The sequence below is a fragment of the Lentzea rhizosphaerae genome, assembly GCF_042649515.1.
Lineage (GTDB): Bacteria > Actinomycetota > Actinomycetes > Mycobacteriales > Pseudonocardiaceae > Lentzea > Lentzea aerocolonigenes.
The window spans coordinates 374,206-388,686 of sequence record NZ_JBHRZI010000015.1; the positions used below are offsets into that span (position 1 = coordinate 374,206).

Here is a 14,481-nt window from a genome sequence, read left to right on the forward strand (position 1 = left end):
CTTATGCGGCCCGGACGACGCCGGCGAGGTGGTCGGCGGACAGCTGGTCGAGCTTGACGCACGTGCCCTGCAGCGCTTCGGCGATCTTCTGCGCGAGGCCGAGGCGGACGTGGCCCTGTTCGCAGTCCACGACCACGACGGCGGTCTGCTCCAGCAGTCCGGCGGCCTTGAGCGCGTCCTTGGTCGGGTCGCCGCCGAGTCCGGACGACGTGGCGCGGCCGTCGGTCAGCAGGACGACGAGCGGGCGCTTGCGCGGGTCGCGCAGCCGTTCGATCTCCAGGACGCGGTGGGCCTTCAGCAGGCCGTCCGCGAGCGGGGTCCTGCCGCCGGTGCGCATCTTCTTGAGCCTGGTCGCGGCCGCGTCGACGGAGGTGGTCGGGGGCAGGGCGACCTCGGCCTGGTTGCCGCGGAACGTCACCACGCCGACCTTGTCGCGGCGCTGGTAGGCGTCGCGCAGCAGGGAGATCACCGCGCCGCTGACCGCGGACATCCGCTGCCGTGCCGCCATCGAACCCGAGGCGTCGACGACGAAGAGCACGAGGTTCGACTCCTTGCCCTCCCTGACCGCCCTGCGCAGGTCGGTTCCGGTGAGCACGAGCCCGGGGCCGCTGCGGCCGCGCGCCTGCTGGTGCGGTGCGGCGGTGGTGAGGGTGTCGACGAGGTGCAGACCGTTCCCGTCCACTTTGGACGAACGGACGATCCTGCCGGTGCGGGCGCGGGCCCTGGAACGCTTGCCCGGCGCGCCTTCCCCGACGCCGGGGACCTCGAGCAGGCGTGCCTTGAACGCAGGTGCGGGCTCGGGTGCCGGACGGTCGTTGGGCGCGTTCCCGTTGCCCTTCGGACCTTCCTGCGGCTCGGGCAGCTCGCCGCCACCGGGACCGTCGTCGTCGGGGCCGTCGTCCGGTTCTTCCGCGTGCTCGGCCGCCTGGCGCATGGCGTCCTCGAGCTGCTGCTCCTCGATGCCGGGCTCGTCGAACGGGTCGCGGCGGCGCCGGTGCGGCAGCGCGAGCCGGACGGCGGTCTCGACGTCGACCTCCTCGACCTGCTCGGCGCCGCGCCACGCCGCGTGGGCGGTGGCGGCACGGGCCACGACGAGGTCAGCGCGCATGCCGTCGACCTCGAAGGCCGCGCAGACGGCGGCGATCCGGCGCAGCTCACCGTCCGGAAGGGACACCTGCGGCAGCTTCCGCTTGGCGTCGGCGATCTGCTGCCGGAGCTTCGCGTCCTCCGCCTCCCACTTCGCCGCGAACGTGACGGGGTCGGCCTCGTAGGCGAGCCGGCGCCGGATCACCTCGGTGCGCACGCTCACGTCCCGTGCGGCCTTCACCGCCACGGTCAGCCCGAACCGGTCGAGCAGCTGCGGCCGCAGCTCGCCCTCCTCGGGGTTCATGGTGCCGACCAGCAGGAACTGGGAAGGGTGCGAGACCGACACGCCTTCACGTTCGACGTGTGCGCGCCCCATCGCGGCGGCGTCGAGCAGCAGGTCGACCAGGTGGTCGTGCAGCAGGTTGACCTCGTCGACGTAGAGCACGCCCCGGTGTGCCGAGGCCAGCAGACCGGGCTGGAACGCCCGGACGCCCTCGGTCAGCGCCTTCTCCAGGTCCAGCGAGCCGACCAGCCGGTCCTCGGTGGCACCGACGGGCAGTTCGACGAGCCGGGCCGGTCGGGTCTCCGTGCCGTCGTGCGGCGTGTCGGGGCAGTCCGTGCTGCCCGGCACGCACCCGAAGCGGCAGCCACGCGACACGGCCAGCTCCGGCAGCAACGCGGCGAGGGCGCGCACGATCGTCGACTTCGCGGTCCCCTTCTCGCCGCGGACGAGAACACCGCCGATGCCGGGGTGCACGGCGTTCAGCAGCAGGGCGAGCCGGAGGTCGTCATGTCCGACGACAGCCGAAAAGGGGAACATGCAGCAAGGTCCTTCCTCGGGTGTCCACGCCCGCGGTCGGTGGGGTAAGAGGGGGACGAGTTCCTGACTCCCGACACGCGGTCGGTCACAGTCGCGGGACGGCGCCGGATTCGCACCGGCTTCCTCGCGCTCCCCTCACAGCCCCGGCATCGTCGCATTTCGCACCCCCGGGACCAACAGCCAGGTGAGCGACATCGCCCCGAACGGCCGTCGCCGAGGAGTACGCGGGGAGCTTTCGTACTCTCCAAGCGCACGAAAGGGCCCCGCGTGCCGTCGAGCAACAGGGGTCAGAGCAGGCTGTGGAACTTCTCCCAGGACTCCCGCACCTCGTCCGCGGTCCACTCCAGGGCGGGCTCCGCCACCGTGATCTCCGTCTTCGCCAGCGTCCCGTCCCGCCAGAACGACCCGAGGAACTTCCCGCTCACCTCGGTCAGCCGCGCCGGGTCACCCGGCAGGTGCAACGAGAACTGGTGCGTGTGCGGCTCCGGAAGTCCCATCGCGGCCGCCACGACCTTGGCGTGCGCGACGTACTCGCCGAGCCTGGGCAGCACGGTGTCCAGGCCGTGCAGCGCGGACAACGCGGCCGGCCACTGCTGGAACAACATGCCGCCGTACCTGTGCCGCCACACGCGTGCCTGGTCGACGAAGTCCTGGGTGCCGGCGAGCGCGGCGCCCGAGATGCCCTCCAGGGACTTGTAGAACGACACGTACACCGAGTCGAACAGGCCCGCGATCTCGTCCAGCGGCTTGCCCAGACCGTGGGTGCTCTCCCACAGGCGCGCGCCGTCGAGATGCACGACCGCGTCGCGTTCGCGGGCCGCGTCGACGACGGTGACCAGCTCGTCCCAGGTCGGGAGGATGAACCCCGCTTCGCGGTCCGGCACCTCCAGCAGCAGCGTCCCGAACGGTTCGGGGCACGTGGCCACGTCGGCGTTGCGCACCTTGATCGGCCGCAGGCCCGACAGCACGGTCAGGGCGTCGTCCTCGTGGTGCAGCGGGTGCGCCAACGGGTGCATCGCCACGATCGGGTTGTGCGTGCGGTCGGCCCAGCAGCGCAGGGCGATCTGTTGCGCCATGGTGCCCGTCGGCACGAACAGTGCGGCCTCGGTGCCCAGCAGCTGTGCGACCCGCGTCTCCAGCGCGCCCACCGGGCCGCCTTCGCCGTAGCGGTCGGGGTCGACGTCCGGCACCGGGCCGAGCATCTCCAGCAGCGACTTCTTCCGGACTCCCGAGAGCTGTCGGTTCATCACCACCGCATCAAACCTCAGCCGCGAGCGTGTCGGCGAGCGAGATGACTCCGGCCCTGATCTCGTCGGCCGTCATGCCCTGGTCGAGCAGGAACGCGATGTGCTCGCCGCGCAGCACCGCGAGCAGCGTGTGCGCCTTGAAGGTCGAGCCGACCAGGCCGGCCAGGCGCTCCACGGTGAGCGCGAAGCTGCCCTCGCAGCTGCGCGTCGTCGTGCGTTCCACGGCGATGACCAGCGGCAACGACGCCAGCACGTGGTCGAACAACGTGCCGGCGAACTCGCCCGCGGTGCGGCACTCCAGGGACGCGACCTGGATCCACGACGCCGCCGTCTCGTCGACCACCGCGCGCACCAGGCCCGCCTTGTCGCCGAACCGGCGGAACACCGTGCCCTTGCCGACGCCCGCAGCGACCGCGACATCGTCCATCGACACGGCCTCGATGCCGCGTTCCCCGATCAGCCGGGACGCCGCGGCCAGCACCGCGGCCCGGTTGCGTGCGGCGTCCGCACGTTCCACGACGGCCTCCCTCGACTTAACCGGACTTGCGGTCCGTATAGTAGCAAGCGGACCGACGGTCCGTTTATCGAGGGAGGAAGCCGTGAAGGCAGTGCGTTTCCACGAGTTCGGCGGGCCCGAGGTGCTGAAGGTGGAGGAGGTACCGGATCCGGTCGGCGACACGCTGGTCGACGTCACCGCGATCGGCCTCAACTACGGCGAGACGGTGATCCGCCGCGGCAAGGGCGCTGAGCTCTTCCCCTGGTATCCGGGGCCGGGCTTCCCCGCGGTCCTGGGTTCGGAAGTCGTTGGCACCACAAGGGATGGCCGCCGGGTCATGGGCGTCCCGAGAGACGGCGCGTACGCCACGAAAGCCGTCGTCGAGCACCCGGTCGAACTGCCCGACGAGGTGAGCGACCACGAGGCGCTCGCACTGCTCCTGCAGGGCACGACCGCGGTCGCGGCGACCAAGGCGGCACGGATCCAGCCCGGCGATCGCGTGCTGGTCGAGGCGGCGAACGGCGGCGTCGGCACCCTGCTCGTGCAGCTGGCCGAACGCGCGGGTGCGACCGTGCTCGCGGCGTCCAGCAAGGGCGGCATCGGCTACGACTGGGACGCCCTGGAGCCGGTCGACGTCGTGTTCGAGTCGATCGGCGGCGAGGTCGGGAAGCGCGCGTTCGAGCTGCTCAAGGACGGTGTCGGGCGCATGGTCGTGTTCGGGTACGCGAGCGGCGAGCCGTTGGACGTGACGGCGAGCGACATCTTCCGCAAGGGCGTCGCGGTCATGGGTCTGCCCCAGAACACCACGCCCGAGGAAGTGCTCGGTCTCAACCTCAAGCCCGTGCTCGGCGACGTCTACCGGCTCGACGAGATCGCCGAGGCGCACCGGGCGATGGAGGCGCGCACGACGACCGGGAAGCTCATCGCGCGACCGTGACCGACTTCGGCGCCCGGAACGACAGCAGGTTCAGCCACTCCGGATCGTCGCCGGTCAGGTGCAGCGACGGCTCGTGCTCAGCGACGGTCCGCAACGTCACCGCGGCCTCCAGCCGAGCCAGGCCTGCACCGAGGCAGAAGTGGCGCCCGTAGCCAAACGCCAGATGCCGGGGATCGGTTTCCTTACCGCTCAACAACAACACGAGTTCCGCACCGGCAGGAACGCGCACACCGGACAACACGACCTCACGAGCGGTCAGCCGCCGCCACGTCACGACAGGCGTATCGGTCCGTAGGACGTCTTCCACGAACGACTCAGCCACGCCGGGTTCGGCCAGGCGCGCCCACAACGCGCGGTCCTGCAACGAACGGCGCAACGCCGTGGACAACAACTGAGTCGTCGTCTCCTGACCCGCGATCAGCAAGAAGTAGCAGAGGCCGGCGGAGTCCTCGGCGGACACGCCGGCGTCGGCCAGCGCGCAGAAGAACTCGCCGTCCCGCGCGTGGTAGCGCTTGATCAGCCACTGGTGGAAGTCGCCGACGTCGTCGACCAGCTCCAGCTGCCGTTCGCGGGTGATGTCGCCCCAGAAGAACTCCAGCGAACCGGAGCTCCACCGCTTCAACGTGGGGATGTCGACGTTCTCCAGCCCGAGCAGCTCCATCAGCACGATCGCGGGCAGGTCCCACGCCAGGTCCCGCACGAGATCCGCGCCACCCAGCCGTTCCAAAACCAGCGACCGGATGCGAGGCTCCGCAGCGGCGACGCGGACCGGCGTGAAGAACGACGCCACCAGCCGACGCAGGGCGGCGTGCGAGTCGGAGCCGTTGTTCGCGAGCGTCGGCGGCAACGAGAAGCGGGCCCTCACCAGGGCGCGCAACGCGGCGGGCACCACCGGAGTCACGGCGGTCAGGGCGTTGTCGGGCAGGAAGGTGACCGGATCGGCCAGCACGGCACGCACGTCGTCGTAGGCCGAGACCACCCAGCGGCCGTCGACGAACTGCACCGGCGAGGTGAGTTCGGCACGCGTGAAGGTGAACAGGTCCACGAGCGGCACGCTAGTCGGCGGATGGGAGACTCAGGCGGTGACCGTGAGCACAACCGAGACGATCTCCAGCGGTGGTGAGTCGACGTTCGACTGGATCGACGTCCGCTCTGAAGCGCGCGCCAAGGCCGGTCTGACCCGTCGCGTGCGGCCGCGCACGGCGGGCTCGACGGATCTCGACCTCGCGAGCAACGACTACCTCGGGCTCGCCAGGGACAAGCGCGTCGCCGGTGCCGCTGCCGCCGCCACGCTCAAGTGGGGTGCGGGCTCCACGGGGTCGCGCCTGGTCACGGGTTCGACGGAGCTGCACAACGAGCTGGAGTACGAGCTCGCGAACTTCTGCGGCGCCCAGTCCGCGCTGGTGTTCAGCAGCGGCTACATGGCGAACCTCGGCGCGGTCACGGCGTTGACGGGTCCCGGCACGGCGATCGTGGCCGACCAGCACATCCACGCGTCGTTGATCGACGGCACGCGTCTGTCCAAGGCGGACGTCGTCGTCGCGGACCACTGCGACGTCGGCAAGGTCCGGCACGCGCTGGAGACCCGCGGCAAGCGGCGCGCGATCGTGGTCACGGACTCGGTCTTCAGCGTCGACGGCGACATCGCACCGCTGAACGAACTGCATGAGGCCTGTCGCGCGACGGGTGCCGCGTTGGTGGTGGACGACGCGCACGGTCTCGGTGTCGTCGGACCCGGCGGCCGCGGTGCCGTGGCAGAGGCGGGCATCATCAAGGCGCCGGACGTGATCACCACGCTGACACTGAGCAAGTCGCTCGGCGCGCAGGGCGGCGCGGTGCTCGGCCCGAGCCGCGTGATCAAGCACCTGATCGACACCTCCCGCACGTTCATCTTCGACACGGGCCTCGCGCCGAGCAGTGCCGCGGCGGCCCTCGCGGCGATCAAGATCCTGCGCGAGGAACCGGACCGCCCCGAGCGCGCGCTGACGGTGGCACACGACCTGAGCAACCGCCTGAAGGAGGCCGGTTTCCAGGTCAGCACGCCCACCGCGGCCGTGGTCAGCGTGCGGGCGCCCGGCCCGGAGCAGGCGTTCCGGTGGGCCGAAGCCTGCCGCACGAACGGCGTGGTCGTCGGGTGCTTCCGCCCGCCGTCGGTACCGGACCAGATCAGCAGGCTGCGGCTCACCGCGCGCGCCGACCTGACCGAGGCCGACATCGAGCGCGCGGTGCGCGTGATCAGGGAATGCGCCGCATCCGCAGGTGTGGAATCCCGTCCTCGATGAACTCGTCGCCTTCCGGGACGAAGCCGAACGACGCGTAGAAGTCGACGACGTACGTCTGCGCGTCGAGCACGCACGGCGCGCTGCCCACATCGACCAGTGCGGCGTGCATCAGGCGACGGCTGAAGCCTCGCCCACGGGCCATGCGCGCGGTGGCGACGCGTCCGATGCGGAAGGTGCCGTCGGGTTCTTCGAGCAACCTGAGGTACGCGAGCGGGTCGTGTGATCCGTCCGCTTCCAGCCAGAAGTGCCGTGTTCCCTGTTCGAGGTCACGGCCGTCCACGTCGCAGTAGATCGAGTTCTGCTCGACGACGAAGACGTCCTGACGCAGCCGCAGGATCGCGTACAGCTGGGCGGGGCTCAGGTCGAGTCCCCACTGCCTGCGCAGGGTGGCGGGAAACGGTGTGGTTCGCACCAACCGTGGATATCAGAAGCCCAGCGTCGATCGGTAGTGAGCGAGCCGGGTGTAGACACCAGGTTCATCTGCACGGGCACAACCGCGGCCGAACGACACCACGCCCGCGAGCCTGCCCCGCACGACGAGCGGCCCGCCCGAGTCGCCGGCGCACGCGTCACGGCCACCGCGTCCGGCGCACAGCATCGCGCCCGGCCGGTAGTCCGGTTCCTTCGCGACGCACTCCGCGTCCGGCAGGATCGGCACGGTCACCTTGCGCAACGTCATGGCGGGCGGGGAGCTCTCCGCGGTGCGGCCCCAGCCGAGCACGACACCGTCCTCGCCGACCTCACCGAGCGCGATCGTCCGGTACGGCAGCGAGCGGGCGAGCGTCAGCACCGCCACGTCGTCGCCCTTCGTGACGTCCTTGTACTCGGGGTGCCGCCACACGTTCGCGACCGCCGCCTCGATCCCCTCTCCCGTGGCCCGCAGGTCCGTGCGCCCGGCGACCACCCGCAACTGCTCGGCGGGACGCTGGTTGCGGCCGACCACGCCCTTGATCGTCGCGCAGTGCGCTGCCGTCACGACCTTGTCCGGTGCGACCAGCGCGCCACCGCAGATCAGCTGGCCGTCCGTGGTGGTGATCGCCACAACCCACGGGGTGTCGGCCACCCGCGCGGGTGTCCCTCCAACGATCGCATCGGCCGTCGACGCACCGCTGACCAGCGCGATCACCGCCACGATCACGGCAAGCCGCTTACCCCTCACGGACCACTCCTCGTTGCGCCAGGTGGACGATCGGTCACCAACCGTAGCGACAGCGCTAGGACGCCGTCAAAACCGGAGATTCTCGTGTTAGTGTCCCGTTGAGCCGAAGATTTTGCGGCCAGTGGTGTAGCTCACGGGGGTATGTACGGTGTTGTTCGACTTCGGCCAGGTTCCGGCCTTTCTCATCGCGTGCGCGGTCGTCATCGTGACCCCCGGTGTTGACGCGTTCCTGTTGCTGCGCACGTCGTTGCGCTCCGGCACCCGCGCCGGCCTGCTGGCGCTGGCGGGCATCCACTCGGCCGCCGCGGTCCAGGTGGCACTCGTGATCTCGGGCCTCGGCGTGGTGCTCGCGCAGTACCCGATGGTGCTCGCCGCGTTGCGCTGGATCGGCGCCGCCTACCTGCTCTACCTGGCGATTTCCATCGCGCGGGGCCTCATGAAGCGCTCCGGCGGCGAGCCGGAGGAGGTCATGAGCGACCGGCCGTTCCGGCAGGGCTTCCTGACCAACATCACGAACCCGAAGATGATCCTGTTCTCGCTCGCGTTCCTGCCGCAGTTCATCGGATCGGGTGAACCGGCACCGCAGCTCGCGATGCTGGCCGTGCTGTTCCTCGGACTCGCCGCCGTGTGGGAGCTGATGATCGTGCTGGCCGCCTCGCGGGTGGCCGGCCGGCTCAAGCGGCCCGGCGTGACGACCGCGCTGGACGCGGTGTGCGCGGCCGTCTTCCTCACGATGTCGGTCGGGCTGGTCGTCTAGTCGCCTCAGGCGAGGTGGAGGTCCCACCTCTGCCACAGCGGCGCCTTGCCGAACGTCTCCCTTTCGAACAGTTGCAGTCCCTCCGCGATGGGCGAGAGGTACGTGCCCTTGCCGACGTTGCGGATCATGCGACCGCCGAAAACGTCCGGCCCCTCCAGTCGCCACAGCTGCCCCGGATCAGTGGAAGAGCAGTCCCCCAGCAGGTCGACCTGGAACCTCGTCGCGGGGTCCGGACGCAGGCACGCGTTCCCGGCCCGCAGCTGGAAGACACCGCCGCCGAGCTCGACCCGCTGGAACGCCGAACCCGGACAGGTGCCCATGCCGCCGCCGTTGACGCAGTAGTCGGGCGTCTGGGCGTTCTCCAGCGTCACCGCGGCGCCGGTGGTGTCGGGCAGCGGCGGCACGGTGCCGACCTCGGTCACGATCCACCGCTGGTGGTCGCTGTCCTGCGGCTCCCCCGGGATGATCATGAGGTCGGGAATCTCGTCGTAGAGCGACGTGTCGGCGTACGCGGGCCACGACACGCCGAGCTTCAGCTTCGTCGCACCGGACGCGTCGGACTCGAGGCCCCAGCGGTGGTACTTCTCCGTCTCGTCGCACTGGTCGGTGACCAGGGAGAAGTGCCCGTCGAGGCACCAGCGGTCGGCGACGTTGCGGAGGAAGAACTGGCCGTTCGCGACGTCGACCCGCTCCCACCGCTGGTTCGCGGCTCCGGTGCAGTCGGCCATCTCGGCCTGGCGGTGGCTGTTCGTCCCGGCCGTCACGCTAGTCAGCTGATCTTGGGAGCGGCGCGCATTCCGATGTAGCAGCACCCGTTTTCGAACACGACCGGCATGAAGTCGTCCTGGAACGACGATCCGGCACCGGTGGCCGCGAAGACGTTGGGCGCCACGGGAACCAGCTCCATGTCCATGGACGGGTAGATCGCCATGTCGTCGACGAACTCGTACCGCGCCTTGAGGCCGTCGATCGTGATGACCACGCCTTCGCGCTTGTAGACACCGTTGTAGGGCGTCATGTCGACGTCCAGTGGCTCGACGGGCGGCGCGAAGGGCGGTGGCATCTCGACGCCGAACTCCCCGAGCAGCGAGCGCAGGATCGCCGACGACAGCGGGCGCGCGCCGCCGCCGTTGGTCAGCAACGCGATGGCGATGCCCTTCTCCGGGATCACGCGGAGGTAGGTGTACTGGCCGGTGGCGGCGCCGTCGTGGCCGATGCCGGGCGTGCCGGTGAAGTCGTAGAGCGTCCAGCCCAGCCCCCAGCCGTCCGCGCTCACGGTCCACTTGTCCGGCACGTCGACCTGGCGTTCCTGCATCAGGGCAACGGTTTCCGGCTTCAGCACGGCGTTGTCGAGGTGTGCCTCGGCGAGTCGCACGACGTCACCGGCGCTGGCGCAGACGGCGGCGGCAGGCCCGGCGGCGCGCGGCATCATGTCCCACACCGGCGTTGGCTGACCGCCGAAGTGCCCGGTCGCGGCGCGGAACCGCAGCACCTCCTCCGGCAACGTCATGGTGTGCGTCAGGCCGAGGGGCGTGAGCACGCGGTCGGCGAGCGCCTGGTTCCAGGTCGTGCCGGTGAGCACCTCGACGATCCGGCCGAGCACGACGTATCCCGCGCCGCTGTAGGAGACGGTCGCTCCGGGCGCCACGTCCTGGCCGAGCTTCACGCACGCCTCGACGTACTTCTCGATGCAGTCGTCGCCGCGGCCGGTGTCGGGCTGGAAGTCGCCGCTCAGGCCGCTGGTGTGGCTGAGCAGCTGCCGCACGGTGATCTTGCTCGTCGCGTCCGGGTCGGCGACCCGGAAGTCCGGCAGCACGTCGACGACCCGTGCGTCGAGGTCGAGCAGCCCGTCGTCGACCAGCGACATCACCAACGTCGCCGTGTAGATCTTCGCGACCGAGCCGAGCTGGAAGACCGAGTCGGTGGTCGCCTCGACACCCGTTCCGGTGTTCAGGACACCGCTGGCGAACTCGTGGATCTCGCCGTCGACCAGCACGGCGAGGGTGGCGCCGGGAACGTCGTGCTCCGCGCGGAGGGTGTCGAGCAGATTCTGTGCGTACATCGTTCGCGTCATGCGAACACTGTACGCAGATCGCGCCGCCGTACGCAAGTGCGTACATTGATCGCATGGTTTCTTCGGTGTGGACGCGGCAACGGCCGCGAGCGGGGCTCAGCCTGGAGCAGATCGTGGCCGGAGCCGTGGAGCTGCTGGACGCGGAAGGTCTGGAGGCGTTGTCGATGCGCACGCTCGCCGCGCGCATCGGCACCAAGGCCACCTCGCTCTACCGGCACGTCGCGAACAAGGACGAGCTGATCGAACTCGTCGTCGACGAGGTGTACGGCGAGATGGAGGTTCCCTACGAAGGTCCCTGGCAGGCGTCAGTGGCCGAGGCCGCACGAAGCCTGCGCGCCATGGTGTTGCGGCACCCGTGGGTGGCGTCGGTGCTCGGTCAGGTCGGTCTGGCCGAACTGGGACCGAACCTGTCGGACCGGTCGGCGCGGCTGCTGGCGTTGTTCACCGACGACGGTTTCCCCGAGGACGAAGCCGATCTGGCGATGAAGACAGTCCTCGGCTACGTGGTCGGGATGACCGTGAGCGAGGCGGCGTACGTGCAGCTGCTGGCGCGCAGTGGCCAGTCCGAGGACGAGCTGTCGCTGCACGGCGTAACGTCGAAAGCGTTGCGGGACAAGACGTTCGAGTACGGGCTGGCGCGCGTGCTCGCAGGACTGGGCGAAGGCAGGTCGTAACCACGGTGGCGGATCGGCTCCAGGCCCTGCGCGACGCGCTGGCCGCACGTCCCGGTGAGCCCGTGCCGTTCGACGTGCTGGCCGCGCAGGTGTGGCCGGACGAACCGCCGAAGCACCCGCGCGCGGCGTTGCGCACGTTGGTCAGCAGGCTGCGCGCCACCGAACAGGTGATCACCGAACCGACCGGCTACCGGCTCGTGCCGCGGCCGCCCGCGCCGTGCCAGCTCCCGGCCGACCTGCCGGACTTCGTCGGCAGGAGGGAGGAGATCGCCAGGCTGGAGCTGATCGACGCGCCGGTGCGGGCGATCACCGGGCTGCCCGGTGTCGGCAAGACCGTGCTCGCGATCAGGGAGGCGCACCGGCTGCGGCCCGAGTTCCCGGACGGGCAGCTGTACGTGAACCTGCGCGGCTACTCCACCGGCCCGTCGATGACGGTCGAGCAGGCGCTGGCGCGGTTCGTGAAGGCGCTCGGCGGCGGACCGAACGACGACTACCGCGCGCTCCTGGAGAACCGGCGGGTGCTCGTGGTGCTCGACAACGCGACGGCCGACGTGATCGCACCCCTGCTGCCGGCCACGCCCGGCTGTGCAGCGCTGGTCACCAGCCGCCAGGACCTGCCGCAGTTCGCGCAGGTCAGGCTCGGCGTGCTGGAGGATGACGAAGCGAGTGAACTGCTCAAGGGCATGCGCGTCGACGGGGACACGAGCGAGCTCATCGGGCTGTGCGCGCGGCTGCCGCTGGCGTTGCGGATCGCCGGGGCGAACCTCGCTGGACGCCACCTCCCTGACTACGTCGAGGAACTGCGCGAGCACCGGCTCGAAGCGTTGGAGATCGCAGACGACGACACGGCCGTGCAGGCGACGTTCGACCTCTCGTACCGGAAGCTGTCCCAACGCGCGCAACGGACGTTCGACTTCCTCGGCGCGGTGCCCGGTCCCGACCTCCCGCGCGGCCTGGCCGGAGACGCGATCGACGAGCTGGTGGCCGCCAACCTCGTACAACAGAACAACGACCGCTACCAACTGCACGACCTCCTACGGCTGTACGCCCACGCACGGACGACAGACGACGACAGGCGTGCGGTGTTCGACTGGTACCTGAAGCACGCGGACGGCGCCGAAGCGGAGCTGAAGGTCGGCTTCACCCGCCTGCTGCCGGCCACACCGGACGCCGTGCCGTTCGCCGGCCGCGACGAGGCGATGGCGTGGTTCGAGGCGGAACGGCCGAACCTCGTGGCGCTCGCCGAGGACCACCCCGACGCCGCACTGGTCGCGGCCCTGCGGGGATACCTGCTGCTCACCGGCCAGTACACCGACCTCCGCACGATCGCGCGCGCCGCGTTGGACAGCGGCGAGACGGGACAGCGGGCGGCGGCGGTGCGGGTCTGCCTCGCGTACCTCGACTGGCGCTTCGGCGAGCACCGGAGCGCGATCGAGCACAGCGAGCACGCGATCGCCGAGTACCGCGCCGCCGGCTCGCGGGCCCAGGAGGCCACGGCGCTGAACATCCTCGCCGGGATCTACCACGACATCGGCGAGCTCGGGCTCGCCGGCGAACACCTCGCCTCCGCGATCGAGATCTACGGCCCGAACGGCATGACGTTGCAGCTCATCGGCGGTCTCGGCAACCTCGGGCTGATCGAGCTGGAGCTCGGCAGACTCTCCTCCGCCGAGGACGCGCTGCGCCGGTCGGTCGGCCTGGCCAGGGAGATCGACGACTGGCAGGACCTCGCGAACGGCCTCAACAACCTCGGCGTGGTGCTCGCGGCCCAGCACCGGCACGCCGACGCCGAGGCCGCGTTCGGCGAGGCCCTCCGCCTGTCGCAGGAGCACGGGCTGCGGCCGATCGAGATGTCCGCACGGGTCGAGTACGCCGAGCTGCTGATCGCGGCCGGACGTCCCTCGGAGGCACGCGACCAGGCAGAACGCGCGCTCGAACTGGCCGGCGACGACGACCTGTTCATCGAGGTCGACGCCTGCCTGGTGCTCGCGGAGGTGAACCGCTCGGTCGCCGAGTTCGACGAGGTGCTGCGCCGGGCGGTCGACGCCGAGTTCCGGATCATCGAGGTGCGCGCGTTGGCGGGCAAGGCCGCGTTGCTGCAGGACAGGGCGTTGTACGAGCAGGCGATCGAACGAGCGGAGAGCGCGGGGCTGCGCTACCGGGCCGACGTGATCAGATCAGGCGCCGCGTCCACGATCGGATGAAGGTCCTTCGCGTACCGGGAGAGCCGGACGTACACGCCGGGCTTGTCCTTGCGCGCGCAGCCCTCGCCCCACGACGTGACGCCGACGAGCTTGCCCTCCGCGACGATCGGGCCGCCCGAGTCGCCCTGGCACGTGTCGATCTTGCCGTCCTGGTAGCCCGCGCAGAACATGTCGGTCTTCACGAACTGCGGGTAGGTCTCGGCGCAGAAGGCGTCCGGCAGCACCGGCACGGTGGCCTGCATGAGGTAGCGCGACGTCTTGCCGTTCTCGCTGGTGCGGCCCCAGCCGAGCGCGCGCAGCTGCGTGCCGGGCTGGTAGAGCACCCGGTCGGACAGTTCGGCGATGGGCAGCGGCGTGTACGGCAGGGCCTTCTTCAGCCTCAGGACCGCGACGTCCTCGCCCTCGTCCGCGGCGATGTACTGCCTGTGGATCCAGATGTCCGCAGGCACCACCGACACGCCCGTGGCGCGGTCCAGCTTGTCCTCGCGACCGGCGACGACCCGCAGTTCAGCCGGCGAGCGGCCCACCGCGCAGTGCGCCGCGGTGAGCACCTTCGTCGGCGCGACGATCGTGCCGCCGCAGAACTGGGCACCGCGGTCGTCGGTGAGGAAGACCGCCCACGGATTGGCCTCGATGGAGGCCCGCTCACCGCCAACGACCTGCTCGCTGGCGGCAGCGGTGCCCGCGGAAACCATCAACGCCGAGAGGACCAGCACCAGGAGTCGTCGCATGACTCCAGATGGTA

At 70.4% G+C, this 14,481-nt stretch carries 14 protein-coding genes and 1 riboswitch; of the genes, 5 read left to right on the top strand and 9 right to left on the bottom strand.

Features of this window, described 5'->3' with window-relative positions:
• Position 1: 1 nt before the first annotated feature.
• The 3 genes from ACFOWZ_RS18705 to ACFOWZ_RS18715 all read right to left on the bottom strand — a co-directional run bounded on the left by ACFOWZ_RS18705 (position 2) and on the right by ACFOWZ_RS18715 (position 3,670).
• The gene (locus tag ACFOWZ_RS18705) at positions 2 to 1,906 is read right to left on the bottom strand and encodes a putative cobaltochelatase (protein ID WP_382374119.1); all 1,905 of its coding nucleotides are present in this window, start codon (positions 1,904 to 1,906) and stop codon (positions 2 to 4) included.
• 35 nt (positions 1,907 to 1,941) lie between these two features.
• Positions 1,942 to 2,057: riboswitch (cobalamin riboswitch) on the bottom strand.
• A gap of 136 nt (positions 2,058 to 2,193) precedes the next feature.
• Positions 2,194 to 3,153, bottom strand: coding sequence for a threonine aldolase family protein (locus tag ACFOWZ_RS18710; protein ID WP_382374121.1), 960 nt, complete (start codon positions 3,151 to 3,153; stop codon positions 2,194 to 2,196).
• 10 nt (positions 3,154 to 3,163) lie between these two features.
• A complete protein-coding gene (locus ACFOWZ_RS18715) occupies positions 3,164 to 3,670 on the bottom strand; it encodes a helix-turn-helix domain-containing protein (protein WP_382374123.1) in 507 nt (168 codons plus the stop codon).
• Positions 3,671 to 3,752: 82 nt separating this feature from the next.
• Between ACFOWZ_RS18715 and ACFOWZ_RS18720 the strand changes: the two genes are divergently transcribed.
• On the top strand, positions 3,753 to 4,586 hold the full coding sequence (locus ACFOWZ_RS18720) for a quinone oxidoreductase family protein (protein ID WP_382374125.1): 834 nt from the start codon (positions 3,753 to 3,755) through the stop codon (positions 4,584 to 4,586).
• Here the strand turns inward: ACFOWZ_RS18720 and ACFOWZ_RS18725 are convergent.
• The gene (locus tag ACFOWZ_RS18725) at positions 4,570 to 5,631 is read right to left on the bottom strand and encodes a hypothetical protein (protein WP_382374127.1); all 1,062 of its coding nucleotides are present in this window, start codon (positions 5,629 to 5,631) and stop codon (positions 4,570 to 4,572) included. The two genes, ACFOWZ_RS18720 and ACFOWZ_RS18725, sit on opposite strands and share 17 nt — an antisense overlap.
• A 37-nt stretch (positions 5,632 to 5,668) precedes the next feature.
• Between ACFOWZ_RS18725 and ACFOWZ_RS18730 the strand changes: the two genes are divergently transcribed.
• Positions 5,669 to 6,868: an 8-amino-7-oxononanoate synthase gene (locus ACFOWZ_RS18730; protein WP_382374129.1), complete on the top strand. Its 1,200-nt coding sequence runs from the start codon at positions 5,669 to 5,671 to the stop codon at positions 6,866 to 6,868.
• Here the strand turns inward: ACFOWZ_RS18730 and ACFOWZ_RS18735 are convergent.
• Together ACFOWZ_RS18735 and ACFOWZ_RS18740 are read right to left on the bottom strand one after the other, a co-directional pair.
• A complete protein-coding gene (locus ACFOWZ_RS18735) occupies positions 6,822 to 7,280 on the bottom strand; it encodes a GNAT family N-acetyltransferase (protein ID WP_382374131.1) in 459 nt (152 codons plus the stop codon). The genes ACFOWZ_RS18730 and ACFOWZ_RS18735 overlap by 47 nt on opposite strands.
• Positions 7,281 to 7,292: 12 nt before the next feature.
• The gene (locus ACFOWZ_RS18740) at positions 7,293 to 8,027 is read right to left on the bottom strand and encodes a serine protease (protein ID WP_382374133.1); all 735 of its coding nucleotides are present in this window, start codon (positions 8,025 to 8,027) and stop codon (positions 7,293 to 7,295) included.
• 148 nt (positions 8,028 to 8,175) lie between these two features.
• Between ACFOWZ_RS18740 and ACFOWZ_RS18745 the strand changes: the two genes are divergently transcribed.
• Complete coding sequence (locus ACFOWZ_RS18745) at positions 8,176 to 8,784, top strand: LysE family translocator (protein ID WP_382374135.1); 609 nt, start codon at positions 8,176 to 8,178, stop codon at positions 8,782 to 8,784.
• Positions 8,785 to 8,789: 5 nt separating this feature from the next.
• Here ACFOWZ_RS18745 and ACFOWZ_RS18750 read toward each other — a convergent pair whose 3' ends face one another.
• Together ACFOWZ_RS18750 and ACFOWZ_RS18755 are read right to left on the bottom strand one after the other, a co-directional pair.
• Entirely contained in the window at positions 8,790 to 9,548 is a 759-nt protein-coding gene (locus ACFOWZ_RS18750) for a hypothetical protein (protein WP_382374137.1), read from the bottom strand.
• A gap of 5 nt (positions 9,549 to 9,553) precedes the next feature.
• Positions 9,554 to 10,858 (bottom strand): serine hydrolase domain-containing protein, encoded by a 1,305-nt coding sequence (locus tag ACFOWZ_RS18755; RefSeq protein ID WP_382374139.1) that lies wholly within the window; start codon positions 10,856 to 10,858, stop codon positions 9,554 to 9,556.
• 53 nt (positions 10,859 to 10,911) lie between these two features.
• On the opposite strand from ACFOWZ_RS18755, the gene ACFOWZ_RS18760 reads away from it, so the two are divergent.
• Complete coding sequence (locus tag ACFOWZ_RS18760; protein ID WP_382374141.1) at positions 10,912 to 11,532, top strand: TetR/AcrR family transcriptional regulator; 621 nt, start codon at positions 10,912 to 10,914, stop codon at positions 11,530 to 11,532.
• Between the two features lie 5 nt (positions 11,533 to 11,537).
• Positions 11,538 to 13,736 carry a tetratricopeptide repeat protein gene (locus ACFOWZ_RS18765; protein WP_382374143.1) on the top strand — a complete coding sequence of 733 codons (2,199 nt, stop codon included), beginning with the start codon at positions 11,538 to 11,540 and terminating at the stop codon, positions 13,734 to 13,736.
• On the opposite strand, the gene ACFOWZ_RS18770 is transcribed toward ACFOWZ_RS18765, so the two are convergent.
• On the bottom strand, positions 13,688 to 14,467 hold the full coding sequence (locus ACFOWZ_RS18770; RefSeq protein ID WP_382374145.1) for a S1 family peptidase: 780 nt from the start codon (positions 14,465 to 14,467) through the stop codon (positions 13,688 to 13,690). The two genes, ACFOWZ_RS18765 and ACFOWZ_RS18770, sit on opposite strands and share 49 nt — an antisense overlap.
• Positions 14,468 to 14,481 lie beyond the last annotated feature (14 nt).